This window comes from Seohaeicola sp. 4SK31 (assembly GCF_028802875.1).
Classification (GTDB): domain Bacteria; phylum Pseudomonadota; class Alphaproteobacteria; order Rhodobacterales; family Rhodobacteraceae; genus Seohaeicola.
Window position 1 is genome coordinate 55335 of sequence record NZ_JARAMP010000012.1, and the last position, 24868, is coordinate 80202.

Here is a 24868-nt window from a genome sequence, read left to right on the forward strand (position 1 = left end):
AGGGATGAAGATGGCGAAGGCGCTTGACGGAAAAGTGGTTCTGGTCACCGGCGCGGGTGGCGGTATCGGCCGCGATATCGCGCTGATGGCGGCGTCCGAAGGGGCGGCGGTGGTAGTCAATGATCTGGGGGCGTCCCTGAAAGGCACCGGCCAGACCGAAAGCGCCGCTCAGGCCGTCGTCGCAGAGATCAAAGCCGCCGGAGGTGATGCGATCGCCGATGGCGGTTCGGTCACCGACCCCGAGGCCGCGCGTGCGATGATCGAGGCCGGTGTCAAGGAATTCGGTCGCATTGACGCGGTGGTCAACAACGCAGGCATCCTGCGCGACGGGTTTTTCCACAAGATGACACACGAGGATTTCGATGCGGTGGTGAAGGTCCATCTTTATGGTGCCTTCAATACCAGCCGCGCTGCCGCCGATTATTTCCGCGAACAGGAAGGCGGCGCTCTGGTTCACATGACCTCGACCTCGGGTCTGATCGGCAATCTGGCGCAGGCCAATTATGCGTCTGCCAAATTGGGCATCGCCGCCTTGTCGAAATCGATTGCGCTCGACCTGAAGCGGTGGAACGTGCGGTCGAACTGCATCGCGCCCTTCGCCTGGAGCCGGATGATCTCGTCTATCAAGACAGACACCCCGGAACAGGTGGCGCGGGTCGAGAAGATCAAGCAGATGACCCCTGCAAAAGTTGCGCCGATGGCCTGTTTCCTGATGAGCGACCACGCGGCTGACGTGTCCGGACAAGTCTTTGCGGTTCGCAAGAACGAGATCTTCCTGTTCAACCAGCCCCGCCCGGTGCGGTCGGTTCATTCCGGCGAGGGCTGGACAGCGGATGAAATCGCCGAGCGCGCCATGCCCACGCTCAGATCGCAGTTCACACCGCTCGAAGTGTCGGCGGACGTCTTTTCGTGGGATCCGGTCTGATGGGAAAACGCAAGGAAAAGATTAGCTCGAACATCGCCTGGAGCACGCCGGACAAGATCTGCGTGCGGGGCCTTGATCTGCCGAACGAGATTCTGGGCCACATGAACCTAGGCGATCTCGCCTTTCTGCAACTGACGGGCCGCAAGGCCACGCCAGAGGAAAGCCGGGTCTTCAACGCCATCATCATCACCCTGGTGGAGCATGGCATCACGCCCTCGGCGCTGGCCGCGCGCATGACTTATATGGGCGCACCGGAATCGCTTCAGGCGGCGGTGGCGGCGGGACTGTGCGGGCTGGGCACGGTTTTTGTCGGCTCGATGGAGGGCGCCTCAAAAATGCTCTACGAGGCGCTGCCGCAGGACAGGCGCGGCATCGGCGCCGATCTGGATGCCATAGCGCTGGAAACGGTTGAGAAGTTCCACGCCCGCAAGGCCATCGTGCCGGGGCTGGGCCACCCGGTTCACAAGCCGGTCGATCCGCGCACACCGCGCCTGTTCCAGATCGCAGCCGAGAACGGCAAATCCGGTCAATACATCGAGTTGATCCAGAAAATTCAGGGCGTGGCCGAGGCGAGATCGGGCAAGATGCTGCCGATCAACGCTACCGGTGCCATCGGCGCGATCTGCTGCGAATTCGGCTTTCCGTGGAAGATCGTGCGCGGCTTTGGGGTGATGGCGCGGGCCATCGGGCTGGTCGGCCATATCCTTGAGGAAAGCGAAAACCCAATTTCCTATGAGCTGTGGCAGCGTGCCGAGCAGGAAATCCTTGAAACCTCGGGACCGGGAGCGAAATAAACGATGCAGACATCAGCCCCCGACACCCATGGCGACCTGCGCGATGCCCTGCGCGCGCTTTGTGCACAGTTCCCGCCGCAATATCATCGAAAGTTCGGCGAGAACGAAACCTACCCCGAGGAATTTGTCGATGCGCTGACCCGCGAGGGCTGGCTCGCCGCGATGATCCCCGAGGAATACGGCGGATCGGGCCTGGGTCTGACCGAAGCCTCGATCATCATGGAAGAGGTGAACCGCTGCGGTGGCAACGCGGGCCACTGCCATGGGCAGATGTATAACATGGGCACGCTTCTGCGGCACGGCTCGGACGAGCAGAAGCAGAAATACCTACCCGCCATCGCCAGCGGCGCGCTGCGCCTGCAGTCCATGGCCGTGACCGAGCCGACGACCGGGACCGACACCACCAAGCTCAAGACTACAGCGGTCAGGAAGGGCGACCGCTATGTGATCAACGGCCAGAAGGTCTGGATCAGCCGCATTCAACATTCGGACCTGATGATCCTGCTGGCCCGCACCACACCGTTGAAAGATGTCAAGAAGAAGTCCCAGGGCCTGTCGATCTTCATGGTTGATCTGAAAGAGGCCATCGGCAATGGCATGGAGGTGCGCCCCATCGCCAACATGCCGGGCCACGAAACCAATGAAGTGTTCTTCGACAACCTGGAGATTCCCGCCGAGAACCTGATCGGAACCGAAGGCCGCGGATTTTACCACATTCTTGACGGGCTCAACGCCGAGCGCACGCTGATCGCCGGGGAATGTATCGGGGACGGATACTGGTTTGTGGACAAGGCCCGCGCCTATGCCGGCGAGCGTATTGTCTTCGATCGCCCGATCGGTCAGAATCAGGGCGTGCAGTTTCCTATCGCCAAGGCCTATGTGAACGTCGAGGCCGCCAACCTGATGCGCTTCGAGGCCGCAAGACGCTTTGACGCCGGGCAGGATTGCGGGGCACAGGCGAACATGGCAAAACTACTGGCCGCCGATGCCAGCTGGGAAGCGGCCAATGCCTGCATCCAGACTCATGGCGGCTTCGGCTTTGCGCGCGAATACGATGTCGAGCGCAAGTTCCGCGAGGCCCGACTGTATCAGGTGGCCCCGATCTCGACCAACCTCATCCTGTCCTATGTCGGCGAGCATATCCTGGGTATGCCGCGGTCGTTCTGAGGCCAGGGACCATGAATGAGATCGACCTTGACGCGCTGGCACCCTGGCTAGGACGCACTGAAACCAAAGAAGACGTCCTGACGCACGGTCTGATCGACAAATTCCGTGCCACGTTCGGTCCGCATCTTTGGGGCGGAGCAGGTGATGTCCCGCTGGGGGTTCATTGGTGTATTGCCCTTGATACCGTGCCAGCTGCCGCCCTGTCAGACGATGGCCATGCCGCAAGGGGTGGATTTCTGCCCCCTGTCCCGCTGCCCGCCCGCATGTGGGCCGGCGGCGATGTTACACATTTCACGCCGCTGACGATCGGCGAAGCCGTCACCCGCCGCTCGGTGATCGGGGATATAACAGCCAAGCAGGGCCACAGCGGAACGTTGGTCTTTGTGACCGTAGAACACGAGTATTCGAGCGGCGGCCGGCTTTGTATTCGGGAGAAGCAATCGATTGTCTATCGTGAGATTTCTGTGCCCCGCCCGGTCAAGAACGCACCTGACGCGGTTGACCCCACCACGCTCAGATCGAGCCTTGCACCGGATCCGGTGCTGCTGTTTCGCTATTCGGCGCTGACGTTCAATGCCCATCGCATCCACTATGACCACGTCTACGCCACCGAAACCGAAGCCTATGCCGGGCTTGTTGTGCATGGCCCATTGCAGGCGACGCTTCTTCTGAATCTGGCGGCGGAAGCCTTGAAGTCGTCGCCCCACCGGTTTTCTTTCCGGGGACTTGCACCGCTGACCCTGCCCTGCGAATTGCAGTTGCATAGAGAAGGGGCCGAAACCTCCGGGACAGTCTGGTGTCAGGATCAAAACGGTCTTCGAAGTTTTACCGCAGAATACGCGACTGTCTGAGCGGTTCTGCTTGGCGGCGGATTCAATTGTTGATTTAACTTTCTAACATATGTTAGGTATCAGAAAGCGGCTTGGCACCTCCGGCAAGCAGCCCTCTGAAATAAGAGGTGGGAGGAGAAAAATGCGAGGAAACCTCGTCACTTGCGGATCACCGTTCGGTCAGGTTATGTGCCGTTCCATGGGCTGTCGGCAAAAGGCACGGGCTGAGTCATGACCACGAATGGGGGGATCGTCACATCGCCGCTTGCTGTGCGCAGTGCAACTTTGAAATTTGGCGGTGTGACGGCGCTCGACGATGTGAGCATTACCGTGAACGACGATGAATTGCTTGCGATCATCGGTCCGAACGGTGCCGGAAAAACATCACTTCTGAACGTTACTGCGGGTTTCTATCGTCCGCAGAAGGGCCGTGTCGAGTTGTCCGGGCAGGACGTTACCGGCCTGCGTGTTGACCAGATCGCCCGGCGCGGACTGGCGCGTACGTTTCAGGGCACCCATCTCTTTGCCGGGCAGACCGTGGTGGAAAACATCATGATCGGTCGTCACATGCTGATGAAATCGAATGTGATCCAGGCCTTTTTCCAGTTTGGGCTCGTGATGCGGGAGGAATCAGAGCATCGCGAAGCCGCCGAAGAGATTATTGACTTTCTGGAGATCGAAGCAATCCGCAACCGGCCAGTGGGCACATTGGGCTACGGGCTGCGCAAACGTGTCGATCTGGGCCGCGCATTGGCGCAGGAACCATCCATCCTGCTGATGGATGAACCGATGGCTGGCATGAACTCGGAAGAGAAAGAAGACCTCGCGCGCTTCATTCTCGATGTGCGCGAGGCGCGCAAGATTCCAGTGGTTCTGGTCGAGCACGACATGGGCGTTGTTATGGACCTTGCTGACCGGATCGTAGTGCTGGACTTCGGGCGGGTCATCGCCGAAGGCACGCCCGAAGAAATCCAGAAGAACCCGGCTGTGATCAAGGCATATCTGGGTTAGCGGGATGACAAAACAACGAACAGCAATGGTCTTTTCAGACCCGGCAGTGACACACAGCGAAACCCTGCCGCAGGTTTTGCTCGCGCGTGCAACGTCCATGCCGAACAACCTCGCCGAACGCCACAAGCGCCTGGGCATCTGGCGGGAATTCACCTGGGCCGATGTGATTGACAGAGTTCGTGCCCTGGCTCTCGGGTTGGAGAACCTGGGCCTGTCGGCGGGCGAATCCGTCATGTTGATCGGGGAAAACGAACCCGAACATTTCTGGGCTGAATACGCCGTTCAGTCATTGGGCGGCAAAGTCCTGTCCGTCTATCCGGATCAGAACGCCGAAGAGATCCTGTATCTGGCCGAAGACTCGCAAACGCGGATTTTTCTGGCGCAGGATCAGGAGCAGGTCGATAAATGCATCGAGATCGCGGGCAAGTACTCGGGTGCCTTGGCGATCGTTTACTGGGATGATTCTGGTCTTTGGAGCTATGATCATCCCCTTTTGCATTCATTTGAAAGCCTTAGCGCGGCAGGACGTCAGATTCACGCCAAGGAGCCTGCCAGATTTGAAGAACACGTCAAACGCGGACGGGCGGACGATACCGCCTTGCTGTCCTATACCTCCGGGACCACGGGAAAACCGAAGGGCGTTGTCATCAGCTATCGTTATCTGTTCGACAACTGCTCACGTGTGATGGGGGCAATCGAAATCGCGCCAGGCACCGAATACTTGACGTACATTTCGCCTGCCTGGGTCACGGAACAGATTTTCGGCCTGTCGATCGGTTTGATCGCGCCCATGGTCGTCAATTTTCCCGAAGGCCCCGAAGATGTGCTGACCAACATCCGCGAACTGGCGGTTGACGCGCTGGTGTTCAGTCCGCGCCAGTGGGAAAACCTTGCGTCGATCGTGCAGGCCCGGATGTTGGGCGCGGGCAAGTTCCGCAACTTGATGTACAATTGGGGTATGAAAATCGGCCGTGACGTTTATGTCGAACGCTTGGAAGGGCGCAGTCCCAGCCTCGCCTCGCGCCTGCGACTTCCCTTTGCCGAGGCGCTGGTGCTGCATCACCTGCGCGACAATTTGGGCCTTGGCAAGGCAAAAAATGCGATGAGCGGCGGTGCTCTGATGGCCCCCGAAGTCTTTCGCATGTTCCACGCCATGGGGGTCAAGCTGCGCAACGTCTATGGCGCGACCGAAATCGGCCTTCTGACCGCGCATGTCAGCGAAAGTTATCAGCTGGAAACAAGCGGCAGCTGGATGCAAAGCAATACCGCTTATGGCGATCCGTTGGAATACCGCATAACGCCGCAAAGTGAGTTGCAGGTCCGCGGCGGCTCGGGCTTTGGCGGATATTATGGCAAACCGGACGAGACCGCCGAGGTGCTGACCGAAGACGGTTGGTATGCCACCGGCGATGCGGTTTCGATGACCGATGACGGAGAGCTGGTATTCTACGACCGCGTCAAGGACATGCGCCGCCTAGCGAACGGCCACAGTTATCCGCCGCAGTTTATCGAAACACGGCTGCGCTACAGCCCCTACATCAAGGATCTTATGACGCTGGGCGACGAAACCCGGGATTTTGTCGGAGCGCTGATCAATATCGACATCGAGGTCCTCAGCCGCTGGGCCGAAGAGAACAATATCAGCTTCTCGACCTATACCGACCTGTCGCAAAAAGCCGAGGTTCTGGACCTTATCAAAGGCGAGGTTTCGCGCATCAACGCCTTGCTGCCCGAAGGTTCTCGGGTCGTGCGGTTCGCGAATTTCCCCAAGGAACTGGACCCGGACGAAGGCGAGCTGACCCGCAGCCGGAAACTCCGGCGCGCATTCCTGGAAGATCGGTATGCCACGCTCGTCGAGGCTATTTACAGCGGTTCCGACAAGATCGACCTTGAGATTGCCGTTACTTATCAGGATGGCCGCCAGGGCGTGCTCAGGGCCGAGGTGCGTGTATCGGATGTCGAGAGCGGATCGAAGGCTGCCGGGCGGCGGTCGCAAATTTAAGGGAGGTCGGCAAAAATGGTCTATTTCATCAATGACATCATCACCGGGGCCTTGATCGGCCTGCTTTACGCGCTGGTGGCCATGGGGTTCGTCGTGATCTACCGCGCTAGCAAGGTGTTCAATTTCGCGCAGGGCGAACTGGTGATCATCGGCGGTTTCATCGTCTGGTTCACAACCATGCAGCTCGGCCTGAGCCTGTGGCTGTCGATCCCGCTATCCTTGGTTCTTGCGGGTCTTGTCGGCTATCTGATCGAACGGATTTTCCTCACCAAGCTGATCGGTGAATCGGTGTTCTCGATGGTGATGGTGACTGTCGGCCTGCTGATCCTGCTGCGTGGCGTCGTCCTGCTGCTGTTTGGGGCTTCCGTCCGGCCATTCCCGATCATCTTTCCGCTGAAGCCGCTCTTACTCGGCGATATGCTGATTCCGATGAACTTGCTTATCGGGGGGATCATCACCATCGTTGCCGCCGTTGGCCTGTCCTGGTTCTTCAACTGGACCCGTTCAGGCCTGCGGATGACGGCAGTGGCCGAAGATCACGTCGTCGCTGCTTCGATGGGGATTTCGGTGAAAGGCTCTATTGCCTTTGCCTGGATTCTCGGCGCAATCCTGTCCACGATAGGAGCGATGATCTTCCTCAGCGGCAAGTCGCTGACCTTTCTGGCCTCGGATATCGGTTTTGCGGCACTGCCGGTTGCATTGTTCGCCGGGTTGGAGTCGATCGGCGGACTTGTCCTGGCGGGAATCATCATCGGTGTAATCCAGAGCCTGACCACCAACTACCTCGATCCGATCATCGGCGGCTCGCTCGGCAGTGTCGTGCCCTATATCATCATGCTTGCCATTCTGCTGATCCGGCCCACGGGTCTGTTCGGCTGGCGCACAATCGAGCGGGTTTAATTCATGGATCCTTCCGGCATTTTTCCCACAAGCTATCGCGCCGACAGACGTCTCGTGCGCACGCGCTGGCAGGCGGTTTGCCTGGCGCTGTTCCTCGTGGTTATGCTGGCGATGCCCTATCTTGTGAGCGGGCGTATCATCGCCGTGCTGAACATGATGCTGATCAGCGCCGTGATCGCCGTCGGACTCCAGATTTGCACCGGCTATGCGGGCCAGATCAATCTGGGCCAGGCCGCATTCATGGGGGTGGGCGCCTATACCGCTTCGATACTGGCCTCCAAGACCGGTCTCACGTTCCTGTTGACCATACCGTTGGCCGGGTTCGCGGCTGCGCTGTTCGGCTTTCTCTTCGGTTTGACGGCGACTCGGATCAAGGGGTTCTATCTGGCGCTGACGACTCTCGCGGCACAGTTCATCTTTCATTTTGCAGTCCTGAACCTGCCATCCTCCTGGCTAGGTGGCTCAAATGGAGTCACCGTGCCGGCAGCAGAGATATTCGGGCTGCGCTTCGTCACCGAGACCCAGCAATTCTACATGAACCTTGCGGTTGCCGCGATCATGATCGCAGGCGCGTTCGGGATCATCCGGTCGCGCTTCGGTCGCGCCTTCATCGCGGTCAGGGACGATGACGTGGCCGCAGGCATCATGGGGATCAATGTAGCGGCTACCAAGGCGAATGCCTTTCTGATCGGCGCCTTCTATGCTGGTGTCGGCGGGGCACTCTGGGCCTACATGATCCGCTTTGTCGGGGTCGATCAATTCACCCTGTTCCATTCCATCTTTTTCGTGGCGATGATCATCGTCGGTGGAATGGGGTCGATCGTCGGGGCGCTGGTCGGTGTCTTCGTCATTCGCACCATCCAGGAAGTTATTGCCACAGTCGGCCCGAATATCGCCGATTCCGCCTCGTTTCTGGGAGGCGATATCGTGTTCGCGGGCATGAACGTCATTCTTGGTGGCGTGATTGCCTTGTTCATGATCCTTGAACCCAAGGGGGTGATGCACCGCTGGAATATCCTGAAATCGTCTTATCGTATCTGGCCGTTCCCCTATTGATTTCGGGGCGGTCTATAACCTGGGAGGAGAATGAAAATGACATACCTCAGCAAATCGGGCCTTGGGGGGCTGCTGGCCGCCGGAACGCTGGCGCTCGCCACGGCGCTACCAATGAAGGCACAGGCGGAGACCACATATAACCTTGCGCTTCTGTCGGACTTTTCTGGCCCCTATGCCGACATCATGCCGATCTTGGCCTCAAGCCGGGAGGTCGTTTTCGACTGGTGGAACGCGACCAGCGGCAAGGAACTCGGCGTCAAGCTGAACTACAAGAACTACGAGACCCGATATGATGCCGCACAGGTCGCCAGCCTGTGGCCCGGAATCAAGTCGGAGCTGGCGCCGATCGCCGTGGTCGGCCTTGGCGGGCCGGACGTGGCGGCCCTTTCCGAACGCTTACCCGAAGACAAGATCCCGATGTTCATGGCCACGGCCGCCTATGGCTTTGCCTGGCAGCCCGATTCCTGGATATTTAATCCGCGCCCGACCTATTCGCATGAAGCCGCAGGCTTTCTGGCTTGGATGCGCGAACAACGTGGCGGCGACGAACCCATTAAATTCGCGGTCCTGTCCTCCGAGGCATCCCCTGCCTATGTCGATATGGGAAAGGGGCTCGAAGTCTATGCCGAAGAGCATCCCGAGGCCGCCGATTTGGTTGAGGTCATCTATACCGACGTGCAGCCGACCGACCTGACCGCGCAAATGCGTCGCGTCGCGCGGTCGGGGGCCGAAGCGGTGATCATCCAGACCAACACCTCGATCGTGGTCGCCGCGAAACGCGGGTTGCAGGCCAACGGGGCCGACATCCCGATCATGATGAGCTCGCATAACGGGCTGCCTGCCTCGGGCAAAGCGCTTGGCGGGCTGGCGCAGCTTGAAGGCGACTTTGAGGCCTACGGCATGGTGATCGCGGCCGATGAGGACACAGAAGCGCGGCAGTTCTACCAGACCCTAGTTTCGGATTACGGGCTCAAGGCGCCCTGGAATGTCGTGACGGCCATGGGGATTTCCCAGGCCCTCTATACCGTGGCCGTGATCGAGCACGCGATCGAGGAGAACGGTGCCGAAGGTCTGACGGGCGAGCTGGTGCGCGAGGCGCTCTTTGCCAAGCCGATCACCTCGGAGGAAACCCATGGCTTCCTTCCGAGTCTCACTTTCACCCCAGAAGCCCCCTTTCCTCTGAAAGGACTCAAGGTGAACGTGGGCACGGTTAAGGACGGGAAGATCACCATCGCGGCGACCGGCGTCGATGTTCCCGATTTGAGCAAGTGGTGAACAAAACCCGGGCACCGCGATCGTGGTGCCCGACCCTTTCTCTGGATCCGGACCCGAAGTTATGCTCGAACTCAATAACGTGGAAGTGACCTATTCCGACGTCATTCTGGCGCTCAAAGGGATCTCAATGACCGTGCGCGAGGGTCAGTGTGTTGCGCTTCTCGGTGGAAACGGGGCAGGGAAAAGCACGACGCTCAAGGCGATTTCCGGAACTCTGAAATCCGAAGACGGAACCGTGTCCGCCGGTTCGATCGTCCTGAACGGCACGCCGATTCAGAACATGGAAGCGTCGAATGTGGTAAAGAATGGCCTTATCCATGTGATGGAGGGCCGACGCGTGCTGCGTCACCTGACATCGGAACAAAACCTGATTGTCGGCGGGCATATGGTGACCAATTCCACCGAACTGAAAAACCGTCTGGCTCATGTCTACAGCCTGATGCCGCGTCTTGCGGACCTGCGCAACCGCACCTCGGGGTTCATGTCCGGCGGTGAGCAGCAACTGCTTTTGATCGGCCGGGCCATGATGGCGAGGCCCAAGATCATCGCCATCGACGAGCCGTCGCTGGGTCTGGCGCCGATGATGGTCCGTGACGTCTACGAAGTTCTCAAACAGCTCAAGCGCGAAGGCACGACCTTCTTTCTTGTTGAACAAAACAGCGCCGCCGCCCTGTCGATCGCCGATTACGCCTATGTGATGGAAAACGGGCGCATCGTCTTGGATGGCCCCGCCCACAAGCTCGCCGGCAACGAAGACATCAGAGAATTCTATCTTGGTGTCACCGCCTCCGGTGAACGCAAGAGCTATCGCGAAATCAAGCATTATCGGCGCCGCAAGAGATGGCTCGGATAGGAGGGGAAATACAATGACTGAATTGCTGGACATCAAGGGTCATACCGCACTTGTAACCGGGGCCGGACAAGGCGTGGGTCGTCAGGTCGCGCTTTATCTCGCCGAACATGGCGCGGGTGCCGTTGTGGTCAACGATTTCCACGCCGCGCGGGCCGAAAGCGTCGCGGCGGAAGTGGAAGCGGCTGGTGCAAAGGCGCTACCGATGGCCTTTGACGTGTCGGATTTCGATGCTGTGGGCGCGGCCTTTTCCGAGGCGCAGCGCGTCTTTGGTAGCGTGGAAATTCTGGTCAATAATGCTGGTAATGCCGGGCCGACGTCACGGCTCGACGATCTTGTACCGTTCTGGGAATCAAACCCCGCCGAATGGCGGCGCTGGATGGCCACCAATTTCGATGGCGTGCTGAACTGCACCCGCCACGCCATGCCGATGATGGTCAAGGGTGGCTACGGACGCATCGTGACGGTCATTTCCGACGCAGGCCGGGTGGGCGAGCCGCACCTGGCGGTCTATTCCGGTGCCAAGGCCGGGGCGGCGGGCTTCATGCGCGCCATTGCAAAGGCCGGTGGCCGGTTCGGAGTTACCGCAAACTGCGTCGCTCTAGGCGGCACCAGAACCCCGGCGGTCGCCGATCTGATCCCGGATGCGGAGACCGAAAAGCGGGCGCTTTCGCAATATGTAGTCCGGCGGCTGGGTGAGCCGGAAGACGCGGCAGGCATGATCCTGTTTCTTTGCTCGGATGCAGCAAGCTGGATCACCGGCCAGACCTATCCGGTGAATGGCGGTTATTCATTTGCTTGCTAGAGCCGAATATGGGCAGTCGCAATCAATTGGGGCCGCCCTCGAACAAGCGTTTATTATCGGCGCCGATCTCCGGCGGCAGCCCCGAAATCTCGGTTTCGAAACCGTCGAATTTCAGGGGTTGGACCAGAAAAGTCTCTGTCTTGCCGCCATCGTGCGCGATGGTGCGCAGCAACCGGCGGGCGCGCACATGCGGATCGTTCATGGCCTCGGCCAGCGAATTGACAGGGCCCCAGGGTACGCCGGCCTTGTCAAAGAGACCGCCCCAGTCCGCGCGCGTCTTGCCGACAAGAACCGCCGCAATCTCCTCCCGCAACTCGTCCTTGCGCGTGACACGGTCGCGGCTTTTCATCCCGGCGAGGTCCGGTTTGTCGATCGCCTCGCAGAACGGATGCCAGAACCAGTCCTCATGCGCGATGGACAGCGTCAGCAGTTTGCCGTCCTTGCAGGTGAACACGCCATAGCCCGGCTCAGAGATGAACTCGCCCAGCGGCGTGCCATTGGCCGCGGGCACAAGGAAGGCCGTGAGCATCGAGACCACCGCATCCGTCATCGAGACATCGACGTAACGGCCCTGCCCCGTCCGCTGGCTGGATACCACAGCCGAGAGGATCGCGATCGCCGCAAACAGCGCGGCGCCGATATCCGCAAGCGGCAGGGTCGGCACCGGCCCCGGTTGCCCGGCCTCGGCCTGATCGGCCAGAAGACCACCGACGCCTTCATAGCTGAGGTCATGCCCCGCCCTGTCGCGATAGGGGCCGTCTTGCCCGTATCCCGAGATCGACACATAGACCAGCCGCGGATTGATCTTGCGCATGTCCTCGAACCCGGCGCCAAGTGCTGCCAGCTTGCCGGGGCGAAAGCCTTCGACGATGACATCGGATTTGCTGACCATCTCACGAAACCGCGCGATCCCCTCGGCGGATTTCAGATCGAGCGCCACGCTGCGCTTGCCCCGGTTGAGCGCCCGAAAAAGCGGCGGAAACTGCCGCGCGGGATCGCCGACGCCGGGCCGTTCGACCATGATCACCTCGGCACCCATATCCGACAGAAGCATCGTCGCGTAGGGTCCGGGGAATTGTTCCGCGAGGCTGAGGATTTTCAATCCGGCCAGTGGTGCAGTGCTCATATCAGGCTCCAGGTCTTGTTTCTTCCGCGCGCGTATCCAGCTCAGTGCAACGCAATCCGCGCTAAAAGGCAAGCCCAATTCAGCAAATGTTGTTTTTATTCCGAGGGTTACAATGACTGAAACACCCAGCACCCTTACCGTCGAACGTGTGGCCAGAACCGAATGGATTGCCTTCCAGCGCACCGAGCAGTTGAACGCCATGTCGATGCAGATGCTGCGCGATATGACAAATGCGCTTGAAGCCGCGATTGCCGACGACGCCGTTCGCGCCATTGTCCTGACCGGCTCGGGCCGTGCGTTCTGCGCGGGGGCCGATCTCAAGGAAGTGGCCAGCGCAAGTCACGAACCCGGAGAGCCCGACCTGCTCGACCTGGTCGAGCACACGTTCGGGCTGATACGCCATGGCCCCAAGCCTGTGATCGCCGCCGTCAACGGGCTGGCCATGGCGGGCGGGCTGGAAATGGTGATGTCCTGCGATCTGGTCTTTGCCGCCGAAAGCGCGCAGATGGGCGATGCCCATTCCAATTTCGGTGTCTTTCCCGGTGCGGGCGGCGCGGCGATCCTGCCGCGCCGGGTCGGACTGAACCGCGCGAAGTACCTGCTCTTCTCGGGCGAAAATGTCTCGGCGCGGGAGATGATGGAGTGGGGATTGGTCAACAAGGTGGTTGCGGACGCCCAGCTTCGCGAGACGGTGCAGGCCTTTGCCGACAAGCTGTCCGACAAGAGCCCGGCCGTGCTGCGCCGCATGAAGTCGGTCGCCAACCGGTCGCTGAACGTAGACGAGCCTGCCGCGCTCGCCGAAGAGATGCTAAATCTGCGCGCTCATATGCGATCCTGGGACATGCACGAAGGGCTGGCGGCGTTCAATGAGAAGCGCAAGCCTCGGTTTCGCGGATACTGATACAGGAGGACGAATGATGCAGGACATATATGTCATCGGCGTCGGCATGACGCCGTTCGGAAAGTTTCGGGACAAGTCCATCAAGGACATGACCCGCGAGGCCGTCACCGGCGCTCTTGCCGATGCCGGACTCTCGGCAAAGCGCATCGAAGGCGCGTTTTTCTCGAACGCCGTGCAGGGCCACATGGAGGGCCAACACATGATCCGCGGAGAGATAGCGCTGCGCGAGATCGGCATTCAGGGCGTTCCAGTGGTGAATGTCGAGAACGCCTGCGCCAGCGGCGCGACTGGTTTCAAGCTGGCGGTCGATTTTCTCAAGGCCGGCAACGGCGATTGCTGCCTCGCCGTGGGTGCGGAAAAGATGTATTCCGATGATCGCGCGCTGATGTTCTCGGCCTTCGACAGCGGCTGGGACGTGAGCAATGGCGAAGCGGTCGCGCAGCGCCTGGCCGATCTGGGTGCCGGGGTGGAGGAACCCGAAGGCTCGAAATCGTCCAAGCCATATAGCGTGTTCATGGATGTCTATGCCGGCTTCGCGCGGCTGCACATGAAAACCTTTGGCACGACACAGGAACACTTCGCGGCCGTGTCCGCCAAGAACCACGGGCACTCGGTACATAATCCGCTGGCGCAATATCGCGACAGCATGAGCATTGATCAGGTGCTCGCCGCGCCGCCCATCACCTACCCGCTGACCCTTCCCATGTGCGCCCCGATTTCCGACGGAGCGGCGGCGGCGGTGCTTTGTACGGGCGAGGGCCTCAAACGGCTGGGCATCGACCGGACCCGCGCGATCAGGGTCAAGGCAGCGGTCCTGCGCTCGGGCACCGACCGCGCGCCCGAGGATCACGAAAACCACCTGACCCGCCTTGCCGCCCTGCAAGCCTATGAACAAGCCGGGCTTGGCCCCGATGACATGTCCCTCGCCGAAGTGCACGACGCAACCGCCGTGGGCGAGGTCATCCAGATAGAGAACCTGGGCTTTGTCCCGTTCGGCGAAGGTGGCCCGGCCAGCCTCCGCGGCGAGACAACGATCGGCGGGCGCATCCCGGTGAACACCTCGGGCGGGCTGGAATCCAAGGGCCACCCGGTGGGTGCCACCGGGATTGGCCAGATATTCGAACTGGTCACGCAACTACGCGGCGAGGCTGGCGCACGCCAGGTTGACGGCGCACAGAACGCCATCGCCGAAAATGGCGGCGGCTTGCACGGCGTCGAGGAAGCCGCCGCCTGCGTCACCATTCTGGGCCGCTGAAACAAGGAAAAGAAAATGGAAAATGTGATTGCTGCCGCACAGGCGATTTATACCGACGACCAGCGCATGTTGCTGGAAAACTTCCGCAAGATGGCCAATGCGGAATTCGCTCCGCTAGTGGAAAAATACGAAGATCTGGGCCATCCTCCGGATGCGGAAACCCTCAAGGGCTTGTTCACCAAGGTCGAGGAATTCGGGCTCATCAGCGGCTTGCTTCCCGAAGAGGACGGTGGCGCGGGGATCGACCGCTTGACCTATGGTATCCTCTACGAGGAACTGGCGCGGGTTTGGGCCGATCTGGCGATCGCCGTTCTGATTCAGGGTCATGCCGCATTCGCGCTCAACCTGATGGGCGACGCGGCGCAGAAAGAGGCTTATCTCAAACCGCTCCTGCGCAGTGAGCGCATTTGCGCCACTTGCATTTCCGAACCCTCCGTCGGCTCGAACGTGCGTGAGGTCAAGACCCGCGCGGAGCGCCACGGCGACAGGATTTTTGTCAGCGGACAGAAGCTGTGGATTTCCAACGGTGCGCAATCGGATTTCGCCATCGTTGTCTGCAATTTGGACGGTGGCATTTCGATGGTTATCGTGGATCGCGACAAGGGCGGTTATGAAAGCCGCGAGCTGCGCAAGATGGGGCTTGTCGGCGCCTCGACCTGCGAATTGTTCTTTGACCGTGCGGAAACCAGCGCCGAACATGTTCTGGGAAATGCAGGCGGGGGCCTGTTCCAGACATTGAAGCTTTTTGAGAGCGCGCGGGTCTTTGTGGGGCTGACAAGCGTCGGTATTGCACAAGCGGCGCTGGAGTGCGCAGTCTCTTATTCGAAAGAGCGCGAGCAGCACGGCAAGCCGATCGGCGGGCACCAGTTGATCCAGGGCTACCTAGCCGACATGGCCACGCATCTGGATGCTGCGCGCCTGTTGTGCCAGCGTGGGCTGCAACTTCTGGAACTGGGCGTGCGCTGCGACACGCAGACCTCGATGGCGAAATGGTATGCGACTGAAATGGCAGTCGAAATCGCCGGCAAGGCCGTGCAGATTCACGGCGGCAATGGTATCACCAAAGAGTTTCCCGTCGAACGGCACTTCCGCAATGCCAAGGTCATGCCGATCCCGGACGGCACCACCGAAATCCAGAAGCTGGTCATCGGGCGCAACCTGACCGGGTTGAACGCGTTCTGAAATGCGCCCGGGCCGGTACGGCACACGCGGTGCAGCCACGGCGTGATCGTTCCGGCCCAATGGCGTTAAGCAGGTCGATCCAAACCTTGCCTCGACCCGAGCGGAGGGGCCAAGAGGAAGCGAATTTGTCGAATAAGCTACGGCCAGCATCGCGGACCAACTCTGCAAGCACCGTCAGGGCATCCTGATCATCGATACCGCGACAGTCGGCAGATGCTACCCGGTCAAACATCCAGACTGGACTTCCAGAGACCGGTCCGCCCGGCCGCCAGTGAGATTGCATCGAAACATCGCCACACCAGGTTTGTCGATCACTTTATGGAGATAAACCGACCGGCCAAACCATGGACGTCATCGATAGAAGAACCTCGCGCCAATCGATAACGTGGGTGTTCTGGTGTTCAGTTGTACAACGAGGAAGCCGCATTCGGGCCTCGGCTACCAGACGCCCAAGGCGTTCGCCGAGGACTTGGGCATCGCAACCGAAAGCTGCGCTGCACCATTCTAAAGTTCCGCGCATCTGTCAGTAGCTCCAGCAGCGCCAGTCGGCGTATCACTAACCGGGCTCAAATCGCGGCTGGATGAAAGTTCTGTGGCAGGTCACCTACTGCCGTGGAGCTTAAAGCCATCAAGCTGAACGGCCAGTGCTCTTCTGTGAACGCTTATCAACAAAGGAGATGAGCTATGGAACATGGAAAAACGGGCGAACTCCGTACGCGTGGCGGACTCGACGACCGTCATGAACCGCCAGTGTCGGCCGACGAACCCGTTCTCGCCGGAGATCCCGCGGAGGACGGGCATGTCCGGTACGGTGCCCAAGCAGTGCCCCCCGCACCCATAAGACCTGCCGCCACTGCACCCCGAAGTTATTCGGCACACCGAGAATGGTCATCCGCGAGGCGATGGCAAAGGGGGTGAGGCCGTACGGATGATCGCGTTGGTTATCGCGCGGGTGCTTGAATTGGGTTTTTTCCCGTAGCGGTGAACTAGATCATGTCGATGAAACCCATTTCGCCGATGTCCGTCTCTACCGTCATCGACTTGCTCGGCCGAGGCCGCCAGATCGCACATACATGCGATTGCGCCGACCGAGGCCGCGGCGGCGTTGGTGCGGCGATTGCCGGTCAGTAGGACTTGGGCATCCCCAGCGCTTTCTCGGCCACGTGAGAGAGGATCAGTTCCTCGCTGACTGGGGCGATGAAGTTCAGCACGCTTTCGCGGAAATACCGCTCGACGTGGTACTCCTGTGCGAAACCGAAGCCGCCATGGGTGCGCACCGCGCGGAACGCCGCCTCGTAGGCCGCCGAGCCGGCGAGGTTGCGTGCCGTATTCGCCTCCAGTCCGCAGGGGCGGCCCTGATCGTAAAGGGTAGCGGCCTTGTAGGTCATCAGTTCCGCCGCCTGCAAACGCATCCACACTGCGGCGAGCGGATGCTGGATCGACTGGTTCTGCCCGATCGGGCGGCCGAAGACGATGCGTTCGCGCGCATAGGCCGCCGCCTTCTCCAGCACATACATTCCGAAGCCGACCGCCGCCGCGGCAACCACGATCCGCTCGGCGTTCAGCCCGTGCAGCAGCACCTTGAAGCCCTCGCCCTCGGCGCCGATCCGGTCCTCCTCCGGCACTTCGAGCCCGTCGATAAAGATGGCGTTCGAATCCACAGCGTTGCGAGCCATCTTGTGAATCTCGTGCACGTCGATCTTGCTGTGGTCGAAATCGGTGTAGAATATCGACATGCCATCGGTCGGCCGCTTGCACTCCTCGATCGGGGTGGTGCGGGTGACCAGCAGGATGTGGTCGGCGCGCTGCGCCGTCGAAGTCCAGACTTTGCGACCATTCACCGCGTATCCCCCGCCCTCGCGGCGGCGCGCGAAGGTGGATATATGCGTGGTATCGAGACCCGCGTCCGGTTCGGTCACACCGAAGCAGGTGCGGTGCTCGCCCCGGATCAGCGGCGGCAGCATCCGGGCCTTCTGCTCTGGAGTGCCGAAACCTACCACCGGTTGCAGCCCGAATATGTTGATATGAACCGATGAACTGGCCGCCGCTCCGTAACGGCCGATCTCCTGCATGACCAGCGACGCCTCGGTGATGCCCAGGCCCGAGCCGCCGTATTCCTCGGGTATGGTGATGCCGTAAAAGCCGCCCTTCGCAATCTCGGCCGCGAAATCGTCGGGGAAGGTGCCGCTGCGTTCGCGTTCAAGCCAATAGGCATCATCGAATCGGGTGCAGATTTTGGCTACCGCGTCGCGGATGGCCCGTTGTTCCTCGGTCAAATCGAAATCCATGACGTCACTCCTCCTGCTGTCATGCTTGCGCTTTGTCCCCGGTTTCGGGGGGTGGTGTCGTGTGCGGCCTCCAGGAACCGGGATCGCCCGTGGCGAGATCGCCAAACCGGCGCTCGGCGGCAAAGACGTCGCTGCGGATCTGGACGCAATGGGCCATCACCGGCTTACCCTGGGCATCGAACAGGCGCGAGACCACATGGGCCACCGGTTCGCTGAGCGAGACCCCCAGCAGGCGCGCCGTCGCGATGTCGGCCCGGATGATGGTGATGAACTGGTCGCCCGACAGGCCCGACAGGCCGATGTGATCGCGCAGCAGTTGAGAATAGAGCCGCGTGCGGTCGGCCCCCTTGGGCAGCATGTCGAAGTAGCGCTGCGGCAGCCACAGGTCTACCAGCGAATAGGGCTGCGCCCCCGCGTGATGGCGCTTACGCACATGAATCAGCGGCGTTTCCAAACCGGTCAGGTCGCGACCCAGTTCTGGAAGCTGCGCACAGGGCGCGTGCGACAGGATGTCGATGCGCACCTGCTCTCCGAGCGTCAGCGGATCATAGGTGGGCGCGGGGTCCGCCAGCCGTTCGGCCGCTGCGGTGACGAATGTGCCCCGCCCGCGCGCACTGTCGATCAGGCCCTCGCTGCGTAGCACTCCCAATGCCTGGCGGATCGTTTCTCGGGCCACGCCATATTCATCGCGCAGCACCGGCAATGTGGGCAGTTGACTGAGCGTCGGCCATTTTCCGCGCCGGATCTTTTCACGAAAGAGGCTTGCGAGTTTTATATACAGCGGGATGCCGTCGCGTTGCCGGGTGGAAACCTTGGCCGCCGCCCCCTCCGGGGCTGAGGCGCTAACTTCGCCGGTCACGGCCGGCCGCCGGAACCGCGCGTCGTTCCTGCCGGGTCGGCGGCGGCCGGTTCCGGCGGATCCTGCTCGGGCAGCGCAAGGATACCGGCCTCGATCAGCTCGGCAATCCGTTCCGGCAAGAAGCCGAACTCTTCCAGGATCTCACGGCCTTGCGCGCCAAGCGCGGGCGCCGGAAGGTCGGGAACCGTCTGCACGCCGCGCATCGTGTAAGGACTGCGCACGCGGCGCATCGGTCCCTGTTGGGGATGAACGTAATCCTCGATCAGGCCGACCGCGCGGACATGCGGATCGTCGGGCAGTTCCTCCATCGCCGTCACCGGAGCGTTCGGAATGTCGAGCGCGTCGAACAGCGCCTGCCACTCTGCAGTGGTTCGTTGCGGCAGGATTTGCGCGACGACGATCTCGTAGAGCTCGGGGAAGTGCCGTTGCGCGGTGACGGGATCGGTCATCATCGGGCCATCGACTACTTCGTCACGGCCCACCGCGCGCAGGAACCGCTGCCACTGGTCGAACTTGTAAACCCCGTGCGCGATGTAGCCGTCGAGGGTTTTCGCCGGCTTGCGGAACGGGTTCATCACGCGCGCGTAGCCGAACCCTCCTTCCGGCGGCCGGTAGGACGCGCCGCCGAAGTGCTGACTGAGCATCACCGAGACCATGGTTTCAAACATCGGCGTCTCGATGTAGCAGCCTTCGCCGGTGGCGCGCTGGCGGAAGAGCCCGGCCAGCATGGCCTGACCCAGCACCAGGCCAGTGATCTTGTCGGCGGCCACCATCGGCACGAAGGCCGGGGCGCCGGCGTTTCGCCCATTGGCCTCGGCCAGCCCCGAGCGGGCTTGGATCAGGTCGTCGAAGGCCGGCAGGTCGGCATATGGGCCGCCCTGCCCGAACCCGATCGCGGCGCAATAAACAATGCTCGGGTTGACCGCCCGCACGACGTCATATCCTAAGCCCAGCCGCTCGATCGCCGGTACCCGCATGTTGTGGACAACGACATCCGCTTGGCCCAGCATTTCCAGCAGTGCCGCGCGCCCCTCGGTGGATTTCAGATCGAGCGCGATGCTGCGCTTATTGCGGTTCACCGCTATCCACTGTGCCGTCATGCCCGGCGCGCGAGAAACCCCGAGCCGCCGGTAATAGTCGCCCTCCGGCGCTTCGACCTTGATCACATCAGCGCCAAAATCCCCCAAGAACTGGGTGGCGTAGGGGGCCAGGAGAATGTGGCCCAGCTCCACGACGCGCACATCGTCGAGCATTTGAAACATGGTTCTCTCCCCCCCGATTTCCCATCTTCGGCGTCGGCCCCTCGGCGTTACAGAGGACTATTAAACCGTATTTTCGGATTATTTGCACGAGAAGCGTTGACATGCAAGGGGCCCTTGTTAACCTTGACGTTGGGAAGAGGAATGGGCCGTCGTTTCTGCTGCGGGAAGTCGCCGTCGGAAAACAGACAGGAAGGCCGCCAAGCGGGGATCGTGGATGCAATGAAACCGCAGGAAAAAGGTGGATGGTCAGTTGCTCGTGCCATGTCCGCCGCCTCGCGCGGGCTGGCGGTGGTAGAGGCCGGGCTGGCTGCGCTGGCCTGTGTCGCGCTGGCGGCGATCATGCTGATCGTGGTCGTGGACGTCGCGATGCGCTACGCGTTGTCGATGCCGCTGGGCTGGTCCTATGATCTTATCGGGCTTTATCTTCTGGTGGCGACGTTTTTTCTGATGCTGCCCGACACGCTGCATCATCACGGCCACGTGGCGATCGACCTGTTCCAGAGCGTGCTTCCACGCAGGTTCCGGCACCTTGGGCTGGCGGTGGGCTACGCCGCAGGCACGGTGGTCATGGCCCTGATCGGGCTGGAGGCTTGGGGCCGCTTCCTCGGCGCCTCTCAAGGACAGGAACGGATCGCCGCGCTGATTCCCTGGCCGACATGGCCCGCCTATCTGATCGTGACCGTCGGCACCGCACTTCTGACGCTCCGCCTGTTTTACCGGGCGGGCGGGCATGGGCTCTCCGTCTTCTCGCATCACGATCTGGTCGAGATGCCGCCGCCGCCCGAGACATCCTGCCCCCGTGGGGAGGATGTCCTGTGACGGTGGCAGTGGTTGTCGCCCTTCTGGCCGCGTTACTTGTGATCGGACTGCCAGTGGCCCTGGCAATGGCGATATCGGGCTCGCTGGGGCTTTACATGTTCGGCGGAATGGCGGTGCTTGGCGGCATCCTCAAGACGGCGCCGCTGAGCACGGCGAATTCTTACGAGATCATTACCATCCCAATGTTCATCCTGATGGCAGAGTTCGTGATCATTTCGGGCGTGGCGCAGGATCTTTTCCGAGCGGCCACCATCTGGGTCGGGCGCCTACGCGGCGGCCTGGCCATGGCGACCGCGGTGGCGGGGGCGGGTTTCGGTGCGATCTCGGGATCGAGCACGGCGGCGGCGGCAACGCTTGCCTCAACCTCGATCCCTGCCATGATTGACGAGGGCTATGACCCCAGGATGGCCTGCGGCGTGGTGGCGATATCCGGCACCCTGGCCATGCTGATCCCACCGTCGGTGGCGCTGATCCTGTATGGCATCATCGCCGATGTGTCGGTGGGTCAGCTTCTGGTGGCGGGGGTGATTCCGGGGTTCCTCGTGATGTTCACCATCATGGTCACGATTGCCGTTCTGGTCCGCATCGACCCGTCCGCCGCGCCTGTCGGCCAGTCCTATAGATTTCGCGAAAAACTGGCGTCGCTGTCACGTGTCGGGCCGATGCTGGTTCTGTTCCTGGCTGTCACCGGCACGATCTATTCGGGGATCGCCACACCTACCGAGGCCTCGGGCATCGGCGCTTTCGGCGCGATGCTGCTGGCGCTGCGAGAAGGCAAGCTGGGGCCGAGCGCAGCTTGGGGATGCCTGCGGCGGGCGGCGCAGACCTCTTGCATGATACTTTTTGTGGTCCTCGGCGCCCATATCTTTGGCTATTTCTTCACGCTGACGCAGGTGACAAATGACCTGACAGAATGGATTGGGGGCCTGGGCATGTCGCCGATGGCCGTGATGGTGCTGATTCTCATCATCTACATCTTTCTTGGCGCCTTCATGGACCAGATAGCCATCCTCATCCTAACCGTGCCCGTGCTTTTGCCTCTGGTCCTGTCGCTGGGCTTCGATCCCGTCTGGTTCGGAGTGATCGTGGTGGTGACGGCTGAGGTGGGCATGGTCACGCCACCGCTGGGCATGAACGTCTTCGTGGTGGCCAGATATACGCGGCGGCCACTTGGCGAGATCTTCCGGGGGACCTTCCCGCATGTGCTGGCACATTTCGTAGTGATCGCTCTGCTTACCGCTTTTCCTGTGATCGTGCTGTGGCTGCCCTCGACGATGAATTGAAGTCCGCCGCGCCCCCGCGCCGGGCCATAACCGAAGAAACCAGAAGGAGTATCAAGTCATGATCACGCAATCCAACCACTCCGCGACTTTTCGTCCGGCAGTCGGGGCTCTGGCCCTTGCACTTCTGCCGCTCGCCGTTCTGCCGGCCTCGGCGCAGCAGATCGAACTGCGCGCCGCCGACAGCCTACCGACCGGCCACTACATCGCCGAGAGCCTGATCGTACCGTTCATGGAAAAGGTGAGCGCGCGCACCGGGCAGACCGAGTTCGCCTATTTTCCCGCGCAGCAGCTCGGCAAGGCGAAAGACCTGCTATCGCTCACGCAGACGGGCGTGTCAGACATCGGCTATGTCGGCCCCTCCTATGTCAGCGATAAGATGCCCCTGTCTGCGGTAGGGCAATTGCCGGAGGCCTTCTCAACCTCATGCGAGGGCACAATGGCCTTTTGGGGGATCGCCAAGCCCGGCGGCGCGCTTGACCAGGCAGAATTTGCACCGAATGGCGTACGCTTGCTGATGGCGATGGTGCTGCCGCCCTATAACCTGCTGACGTCAAGTCGCGAAATCACCGGGCTGGAAAGCATGAAGGGCCTGAAAATCCGCAGCACCGGCGGCGCGCTGGACCTGACCGTGCAGAAGATTGGCGGCGTGCCGGTGCAGATGCCGGCACCGGAAGTGCGCGAGGCGCTGTCACGCGGAACCGTCGATGCCGGGCTCTTCCCTTATCCGAGCGTCCCTCCCTACGGCATGGAGGTATTTCTCGACTGGGGAACGCAGGATCTGAACTTCGGTTCCTTCGTGGCGACCTACGTCATCAGTCTGCAAAAGTGGAACAGTCTTCCCGAGGATGTCCAGCAGGCTATGACCGAGATCGGCGCAGACTTGACCATGGAGGGCTGCGCCACCGCCGACCAGCAGAACGCGGAGGTCAAGCTGCAGATCGCGAATGCCGGCGTAACCTTCGTTGACCTGCCCGCCGAGGATACCCAGAAGCTGGTTGAGATCCTGTCGACAGTGGGTTCGGAATGGGCGGCGGAACTGGATGGCCAGGGCAAGCCCGGAACCGAGATCCTGGAAGCCTTCCGGGCCGCGCTGGCAAAGGATTGACGGCAAACCGCGTTCGGCCCGGCGTCTCTGCGGCGCCGGGTCACATTCGGGCCGCGGGGTTTAGGAGAGGGCGAAGACCGAATGACCAGACGCGTAGAAATCCGCCGAGGGGTGAATTAAAGAGCTATGCCTGAATTTGGGTGATGCGCATCATTTGGCGGCGCGGTTTTTTCAGCGCCTCAGCAAGCATCCGTCGTGCGCCTTCACGCGCAAGCTCGGTCAAGGGGTCAGCTATCGAACCCGATTGGCGAAAGGGCAGGATCGTTGTATCGTTCTTCATAGGCGTATTGCTCCTCGTGAGGTTCTGGTCGGCGTCAACACGCACCACAACACGCCGCCTTTCAAATCACGCCATCACCCAAATTCCCGCATGGCTCGGTGAATTATGCCCTTCGATCTGCCGTCCGTTCGGCCGTGATGCAGAGTGTGGCCGGGCAGACCGGATTGATGCAGGAAGCTGGCGTCGCAAAGCCTGGTCAACCGGACTCAGGCGGATCTGTTCATCTGATCCAACTGCAATGTGAAAAGCCGACAGGTCTGATTGAGTGCCCCCACTGAAGTGGTCCACCAAGTGGGATAGTCTTATCCCGATTTCAGGAGGACCAAGAGATGGCTGGAAAGCGAGACAAACCGGAAGAGATCGTGCTGAAGCTGCGGCAGGTTGAAGTTCTGCAAGGACAGGGCAACTCGATCGCTGAGGCTGTTCGGCAGATCGGCGTCACGCAGCAGACCTATTATCGATGGCGCAAAGAATATGGTGGCATGAGCCGTGATCAGTTGAAGCGGCTGAAGGCGCTGGAGACAGAGAATACACGGTTGAGGCGCGCCGTGTCAGATCTGACGCTGGACAAGATGATCCTGACCGAGGCCGCTCGGGGAAACTTCTAAGCCCCGCTCGCCGCCGCCAGTGCATCGAACATGTGCGGCAGACCCTTGGCGTATCCGAGCGCCGGGCCTGCCGCACATTGGGACAGCATCGCTCGACGCAGCGCAAGATACCCCTCGGTTTTCCGGACGAAGAACGGCTGACCGAGGACATCATTGAACTGACGCGAGAGTTCGGGCGTTACGGATATCGCATGATTACTGGGATGCTGAACAACAGCGGCTGGCATGTAAATCACATGGCGTAATCTGAGGGACAGCTCTCGTGCTACGCTACCGCTTTCATCA

The 24868-nt window shown here is 61.0% G+C and carries 22 protein-coding genes and 1 pseudogene; 18 read left to right on the forward strand and 5 right to left on the reverse strand.

Features of this window, described 5'->3' with window-relative positions:
* Window positions 1-10 precede the first annotated feature (10 nt).
* The 11 genes from PVW27_RS11510 (at window position 11) to PVW27_RS11560 (ending at window position 11615) form a co-directional block, all read left to right on the forward strand.
* The gene (locus PVW27_RS11510; RefSeq protein WP_274557861.1) at window positions 11-925 is read left to right on the forward strand and encodes an SDR family NAD(P)-dependent oxidoreductase; all 915 of its coding nucleotides are present in this window, start codon (window positions 11-13) and stop codon (window positions 923-925) included.
* Window positions 925-1719: a citryl-CoA lyase gene (locus PVW27_RS11515; RefSeq protein WP_274557862.1), complete on the forward strand. Its 795-nt coding sequence runs from the start codon at window positions 925-927 to the stop codon at window positions 1717-1719. Before PVW27_RS11510 ends, PVW27_RS11515 begins: the two co-directional genes overlap by 1 nt.
* A gap of 3 nt (window positions 1720-1722) precedes the next feature.
* Window positions 1723-2886 carry an acyl-CoA dehydrogenase family protein gene (locus tag PVW27_RS11520; RefSeq protein ID WP_073068775.1) on the forward strand — a complete coding sequence of 388 codons (1164 nt, stop codon included), beginning with the start codon at window positions 1723-1725 and terminating at the stop codon, window positions 2884-2886.
* Window positions 2887-2897: 11 nt separating this feature from the next.
* Window positions 2898-3737: an FAS1-like dehydratase domain-containing protein gene (locus PVW27_RS11525; RefSeq protein ID WP_274557863.1), complete on the forward strand. Its 840-nt coding sequence runs from the start codon at window positions 2898-2900 to the stop codon at window positions 3735-3737.
* Window positions 3738-3947: 210 nt separating this feature from the next.
* On the forward strand, window positions 3948-4727 hold the full coding sequence (locus tag PVW27_RS11530) for an ABC transporter ATP-binding protein (protein ID WP_047998046.1): 780 nt from the start codon (window positions 3948-3950) through the stop codon (window positions 4725-4727).
* A 97-nt stretch (window positions 4728-4824) separates the two neighbouring features.
* Window positions 4825-6729, forward strand: coding sequence for an AMP-binding protein (locus PVW27_RS11535; RefSeq protein WP_274557864.1), 1905 nt, complete (start codon window positions 4825-4827; stop codon window positions 6727-6729).
* 15 nt (window positions 6730-6744) lie between these two features.
* Window positions 6745-7629 (forward strand): branched-chain amino acid ABC transporter permease, encoded by an 885-nt coding sequence (locus tag PVW27_RS11540; protein WP_047998048.1) that lies wholly within the window; start codon window positions 6745-6747, stop codon window positions 7627-7629.
* Between the two features lie 3 nt (window positions 7630-7632).
* On the forward strand, window positions 7633-8685 hold the full coding sequence (locus tag PVW27_RS11545; protein ID WP_274557867.1) for a branched-chain amino acid ABC transporter permease: 1053 nt from the start codon (window positions 7633-7635) through the stop codon (window positions 8683-8685).
* Window positions 8686-8721: 36 nt separating this feature from the next.
* A complete protein-coding gene (locus tag PVW27_RS11550; RefSeq protein ID WP_114294390.1) occupies window positions 8722-9960 on the forward strand; it encodes an ABC transporter substrate-binding protein in 1239 nt (412 codons plus the stop codon).
* A 61-nt stretch (window positions 9961-10021) separates the two neighbouring features.
* Window positions 10022-10813 carry an ABC transporter ATP-binding protein gene (locus tag PVW27_RS11555; RefSeq protein WP_047998051.1) on the forward strand — a complete coding sequence of 264 codons (792 nt, stop codon included), beginning with the start codon at window positions 10022-10024 and terminating at the stop codon, window positions 10811-10813.
* 13 nt (window positions 10814-10826) lie between these two features.
* Entirely contained in the window at window positions 10827-11615 is a 789-nt protein-coding gene (locus tag PVW27_RS11560; RefSeq protein ID WP_047998052.1) for an SDR family NAD(P)-dependent oxidoreductase, read from the forward strand.
* A 22-nt stretch (window positions 11616-11637) separates the two neighbouring features.
* Here PVW27_RS11560 and PVW27_RS11565 read toward each other — a convergent pair whose 3' ends face one another.
* Window positions 11638-12741 (reverse strand): CaiB/BaiF CoA transferase family protein, encoded by a 1104-nt coding sequence (locus tag PVW27_RS11565; RefSeq protein ID WP_274557874.1) that lies wholly within the window; start codon window positions 12739-12741, stop codon window positions 11638-11640.
* A 112-nt stretch (window positions 12742-12853) separates the two neighbouring features.
* On the opposite strand from PVW27_RS11565, the gene PVW27_RS11570 reads away from it, so the two are divergent.
* The 3 genes from PVW27_RS11570 to PVW27_RS11580 are packed head-to-tail and all read left to right on the forward strand — an operon-like array spanning window position 12854 to window position 16079.
* Window positions 12854-13642: an enoyl-CoA hydratase/isomerase family protein gene (locus PVW27_RS11570; RefSeq protein WP_053079188.1), complete on the forward strand. Its 789-nt coding sequence runs from the start codon at window positions 12854-12856 to the stop codon at window positions 13640-13642.
* A 13-nt stretch (window positions 13643-13655) separates the two neighbouring features.
* Window positions 13656-14897, forward strand: coding sequence for a thiolase family protein (locus PVW27_RS11575; protein WP_274557878.1), 1242 nt, complete (start codon window positions 13656-13658; stop codon window positions 14895-14897).
* 15 nt (window positions 14898-14912) lie between these two features.
* Complete coding sequence (locus PVW27_RS11580; protein ID WP_047998054.1) at window positions 14913-16079, forward strand: acyl-CoA dehydrogenase family protein; 1167 nt, start codon at window positions 14913-14915, stop codon at window positions 16077-16079.
* Window positions 16080-17203: 1124 nt separating this feature from the next.
* Here the strand turns inward: PVW27_RS11580 and PVW27_RS11585 are convergent.
* From PVW27_RS11585 to PVW27_RS11595, 3 genes are read right to left on the reverse strand one after another with little or no spacing between them, the layout of a single operon-like run.
* The gene (locus PVW27_RS11585) at window positions 17204-18367 is read right to left on the reverse strand and encodes an acyl-CoA dehydrogenase family protein (RefSeq protein WP_274557880.1); all 1164 of its coding nucleotides are present in this window, start codon (window positions 18365-18367) and stop codon (window positions 17204-17206) included.
* A gap of 19 nt (window positions 18368-18386) precedes the next feature.
* Window positions 18387-19226, reverse strand: coding sequence for a GntR family transcriptional regulator (locus PVW27_RS11590; RefSeq protein WP_274557882.1), 840 nt, complete (start codon window positions 19224-19226; stop codon window positions 18387-18389).
* A complete protein-coding gene (locus PVW27_RS11595; protein ID WP_274557884.1) occupies window positions 19223-20488 on the reverse strand; it encodes a CaiB/BaiF CoA transferase family protein in 1266 nt (421 codons plus the stop codon). The genes PVW27_RS11590 and PVW27_RS11595 overlap by 4 nt, the downstream gene beginning before the upstream one ends.
* 219 nt (window positions 20489-20707) lie before the next feature.
* Between PVW27_RS11595 and PVW27_RS11600 the strand changes: the two genes are divergently transcribed.
* From PVW27_RS11600 to PVW27_RS11610, 3 genes are read left to right on the forward strand one after another with little or no spacing between them, the layout of a single operon-like run.
* Window positions 20708-21307 (forward strand): TRAP transporter small permease, encoded by a 600-nt coding sequence (locus PVW27_RS11600; protein ID WP_274557886.1) that lies wholly within the window; start codon window positions 20708-20710, stop codon window positions 21305-21307.
* The gene (locus PVW27_RS11605) at window positions 21304-22590 is read left to right on the forward strand and encodes a TRAP transporter large permease (protein WP_274557887.1); all 1287 of its coding nucleotides are present in this window, start codon (window positions 21304-21306) and stop codon (window positions 22588-22590) included. The genes PVW27_RS11600 and PVW27_RS11605 overlap by 4 nt, the downstream gene beginning before the upstream one ends.
* A gap of 58 nt (window positions 22591-22648) precedes the next feature.
* The gene (locus tag PVW27_RS11610; protein ID WP_274557889.1) at window positions 22649-23695 is read left to right on the forward strand and encodes a TRAP transporter substrate-binding protein; all 1047 of its coding nucleotides are present in this window, start codon (window positions 22649-22651) and stop codon (window positions 23693-23695) included.
* Between the two features lie 124 nt (window positions 23696-23819).
* Here the strand turns inward: PVW27_RS11610 and PVW27_RS11615 are convergent, their stop codons facing one another.
* Complete coding sequence (locus tag PVW27_RS11615) at window positions 23820-23975, reverse strand: hypothetical protein (protein WP_432762085.1); 156 nt, start codon at window positions 23973-23975, stop codon at window positions 23820-23822.
* A 329-nt stretch (window positions 23976-24304) separates the two neighbouring features.
* On the opposite strand from PVW27_RS11615, the pseudogene PVW27_RS11620 reads away from it, so the two are divergent.
* Window positions 24305-24816: pseudogene (locus tag PVW27_RS11620) on the forward strand (transposase); the annotation flags it as partial.
* Between the last annotated feature and the right edge of the window lie 52 nt (window positions 24817-24868).

Bases quoted from the DNA above. Each gene is read 5' to 3' on its own strand.
- PVW27_RS11600 (WP_274557886.1), top strand. From the start codon at position 20,708: ATGAAACCGCAGGAAAAAGGTGGATGGTCAGTTGCTCGTGCCATGTCC.
- PVW27_RS11580 (WP_047998054.1), top strand. From the start codon at position 14,913: ATGGAAAATGTGATTGCTGCCGCACAGGCGATTTATACCGACGACCAG.
- PVW27_RS11525 (WP_274557863.1), top strand. From the start codon at position 2,898: ATGAATGAGATCGACCTTGACGCGCTGGCACCCTGGCTAGGACGCACT.
- PVW27_RS11510 (WP_274557861.1), top strand. From the start codon at position 11: ATGGCGAAGGCGCTTGACGGAAAAGTGGTTCTGGTCACCGGCGCGGGT.
- PVW27_RS11575 (WP_274557878.1), top strand. From the start codon at position 13,656: ATGATGCAGGACATATATGTCATCGGCGTCGGCATGACGCCGTTCGGA.
- PVW27_RS11535 (WP_274557864.1), top strand. From the start codon at position 4,825: ATGCCGAACAACCTCGCCGAACGCCACAAGCGCCTGGGCATCTGGCGG.
- PVW27_RS11545 (WP_274557867.1), top strand. From the start codon at position 7,633: ATGGATCCTTCCGGCATTTTTCCCACAAGCTATCGCGCCGACAGACGT.
- PVW27_RS11520 (WP_073068775.1), top strand. From the start codon at position 1,723: ATGCAGACATCAGCCCCCGACACCCATGGCGACCTGCGCGATGCCCTG.
- PVW27_RS11530 (WP_047998046.1), top strand. From the start codon at position 3,948: ATGACCACGAATGGGGGGATCGTCACATCGCCGCTTGCTGTGCGCAGT.
- PVW27_RS11595 (WP_274557884.1), bottom strand. From the start codon at position 20,488: ATGTTTCAAATGCTCGACGATGTGCGCGTCGTGGAGCTGGGCCACATT.
- PVW27_RS11540 (WP_047998048.1), top strand. From the start codon at position 6,745: ATGGTCTATTTCATCAATGACATCATCACCGGGGCCTTGATCGGCCTG.
- PVW27_RS11585 (WP_274557880.1), bottom strand. From the start codon at position 18,367: ATGGATTTCGATTTGACCGAGGAACAACGGGCCATCCGCGACGCGGTA.
- PVW27_RS11570 (WP_053079188.1), top strand. From the start codon at position 12,854: ATGACTGAAACACCCAGCACCCTTACCGTCGAACGTGTGGCCAGAACC.
- PVW27_RS11550 (WP_114294390.1), top strand. From the start codon at position 8,722: ATGACATACCTCAGCAAATCGGGCCTTGGGGGGCTGCTGGCCGCCGGA.
- PVW27_RS11615 (WP_432762085.1), bottom strand. From the start codon at position 23,975: ATGAAGAACGATACAACGATCCTGCCCTTTCGCCAATCGGGTTCGATA.
- PVW27_RS11565 (WP_274557874.1), bottom strand. From the start codon at position 12,741: ATGAGCACTGCACCACTGGCCGGATTGAAAATCCTCAGCCTCGCGGAA.
- PVW27_RS11610 (WP_274557889.1), top strand. From the start codon at position 22,649: ATGATCACGCAATCCAACCACTCCGCGACTTTTCGTCCGGCAGTCGGG.
- PVW27_RS11560 (WP_047998052.1), top strand. From the start codon at position 10,827: ATGACTGAATTGCTGGACATCAAGGGTCATACCGCACTTGTAACCGGG.
- PVW27_RS11515 (WP_274557862.1), top strand. From the start codon at position 925: ATGGGAAAACGCAAGGAAAAGATTAGCTCGAACATCGCCTGGAGCACG.
- PVW27_RS11555 (WP_047998051.1), top strand. From the start codon at position 10,022: ATGCTCGAACTCAATAACGTGGAAGTGACCTATTCCGACGTCATTCTG.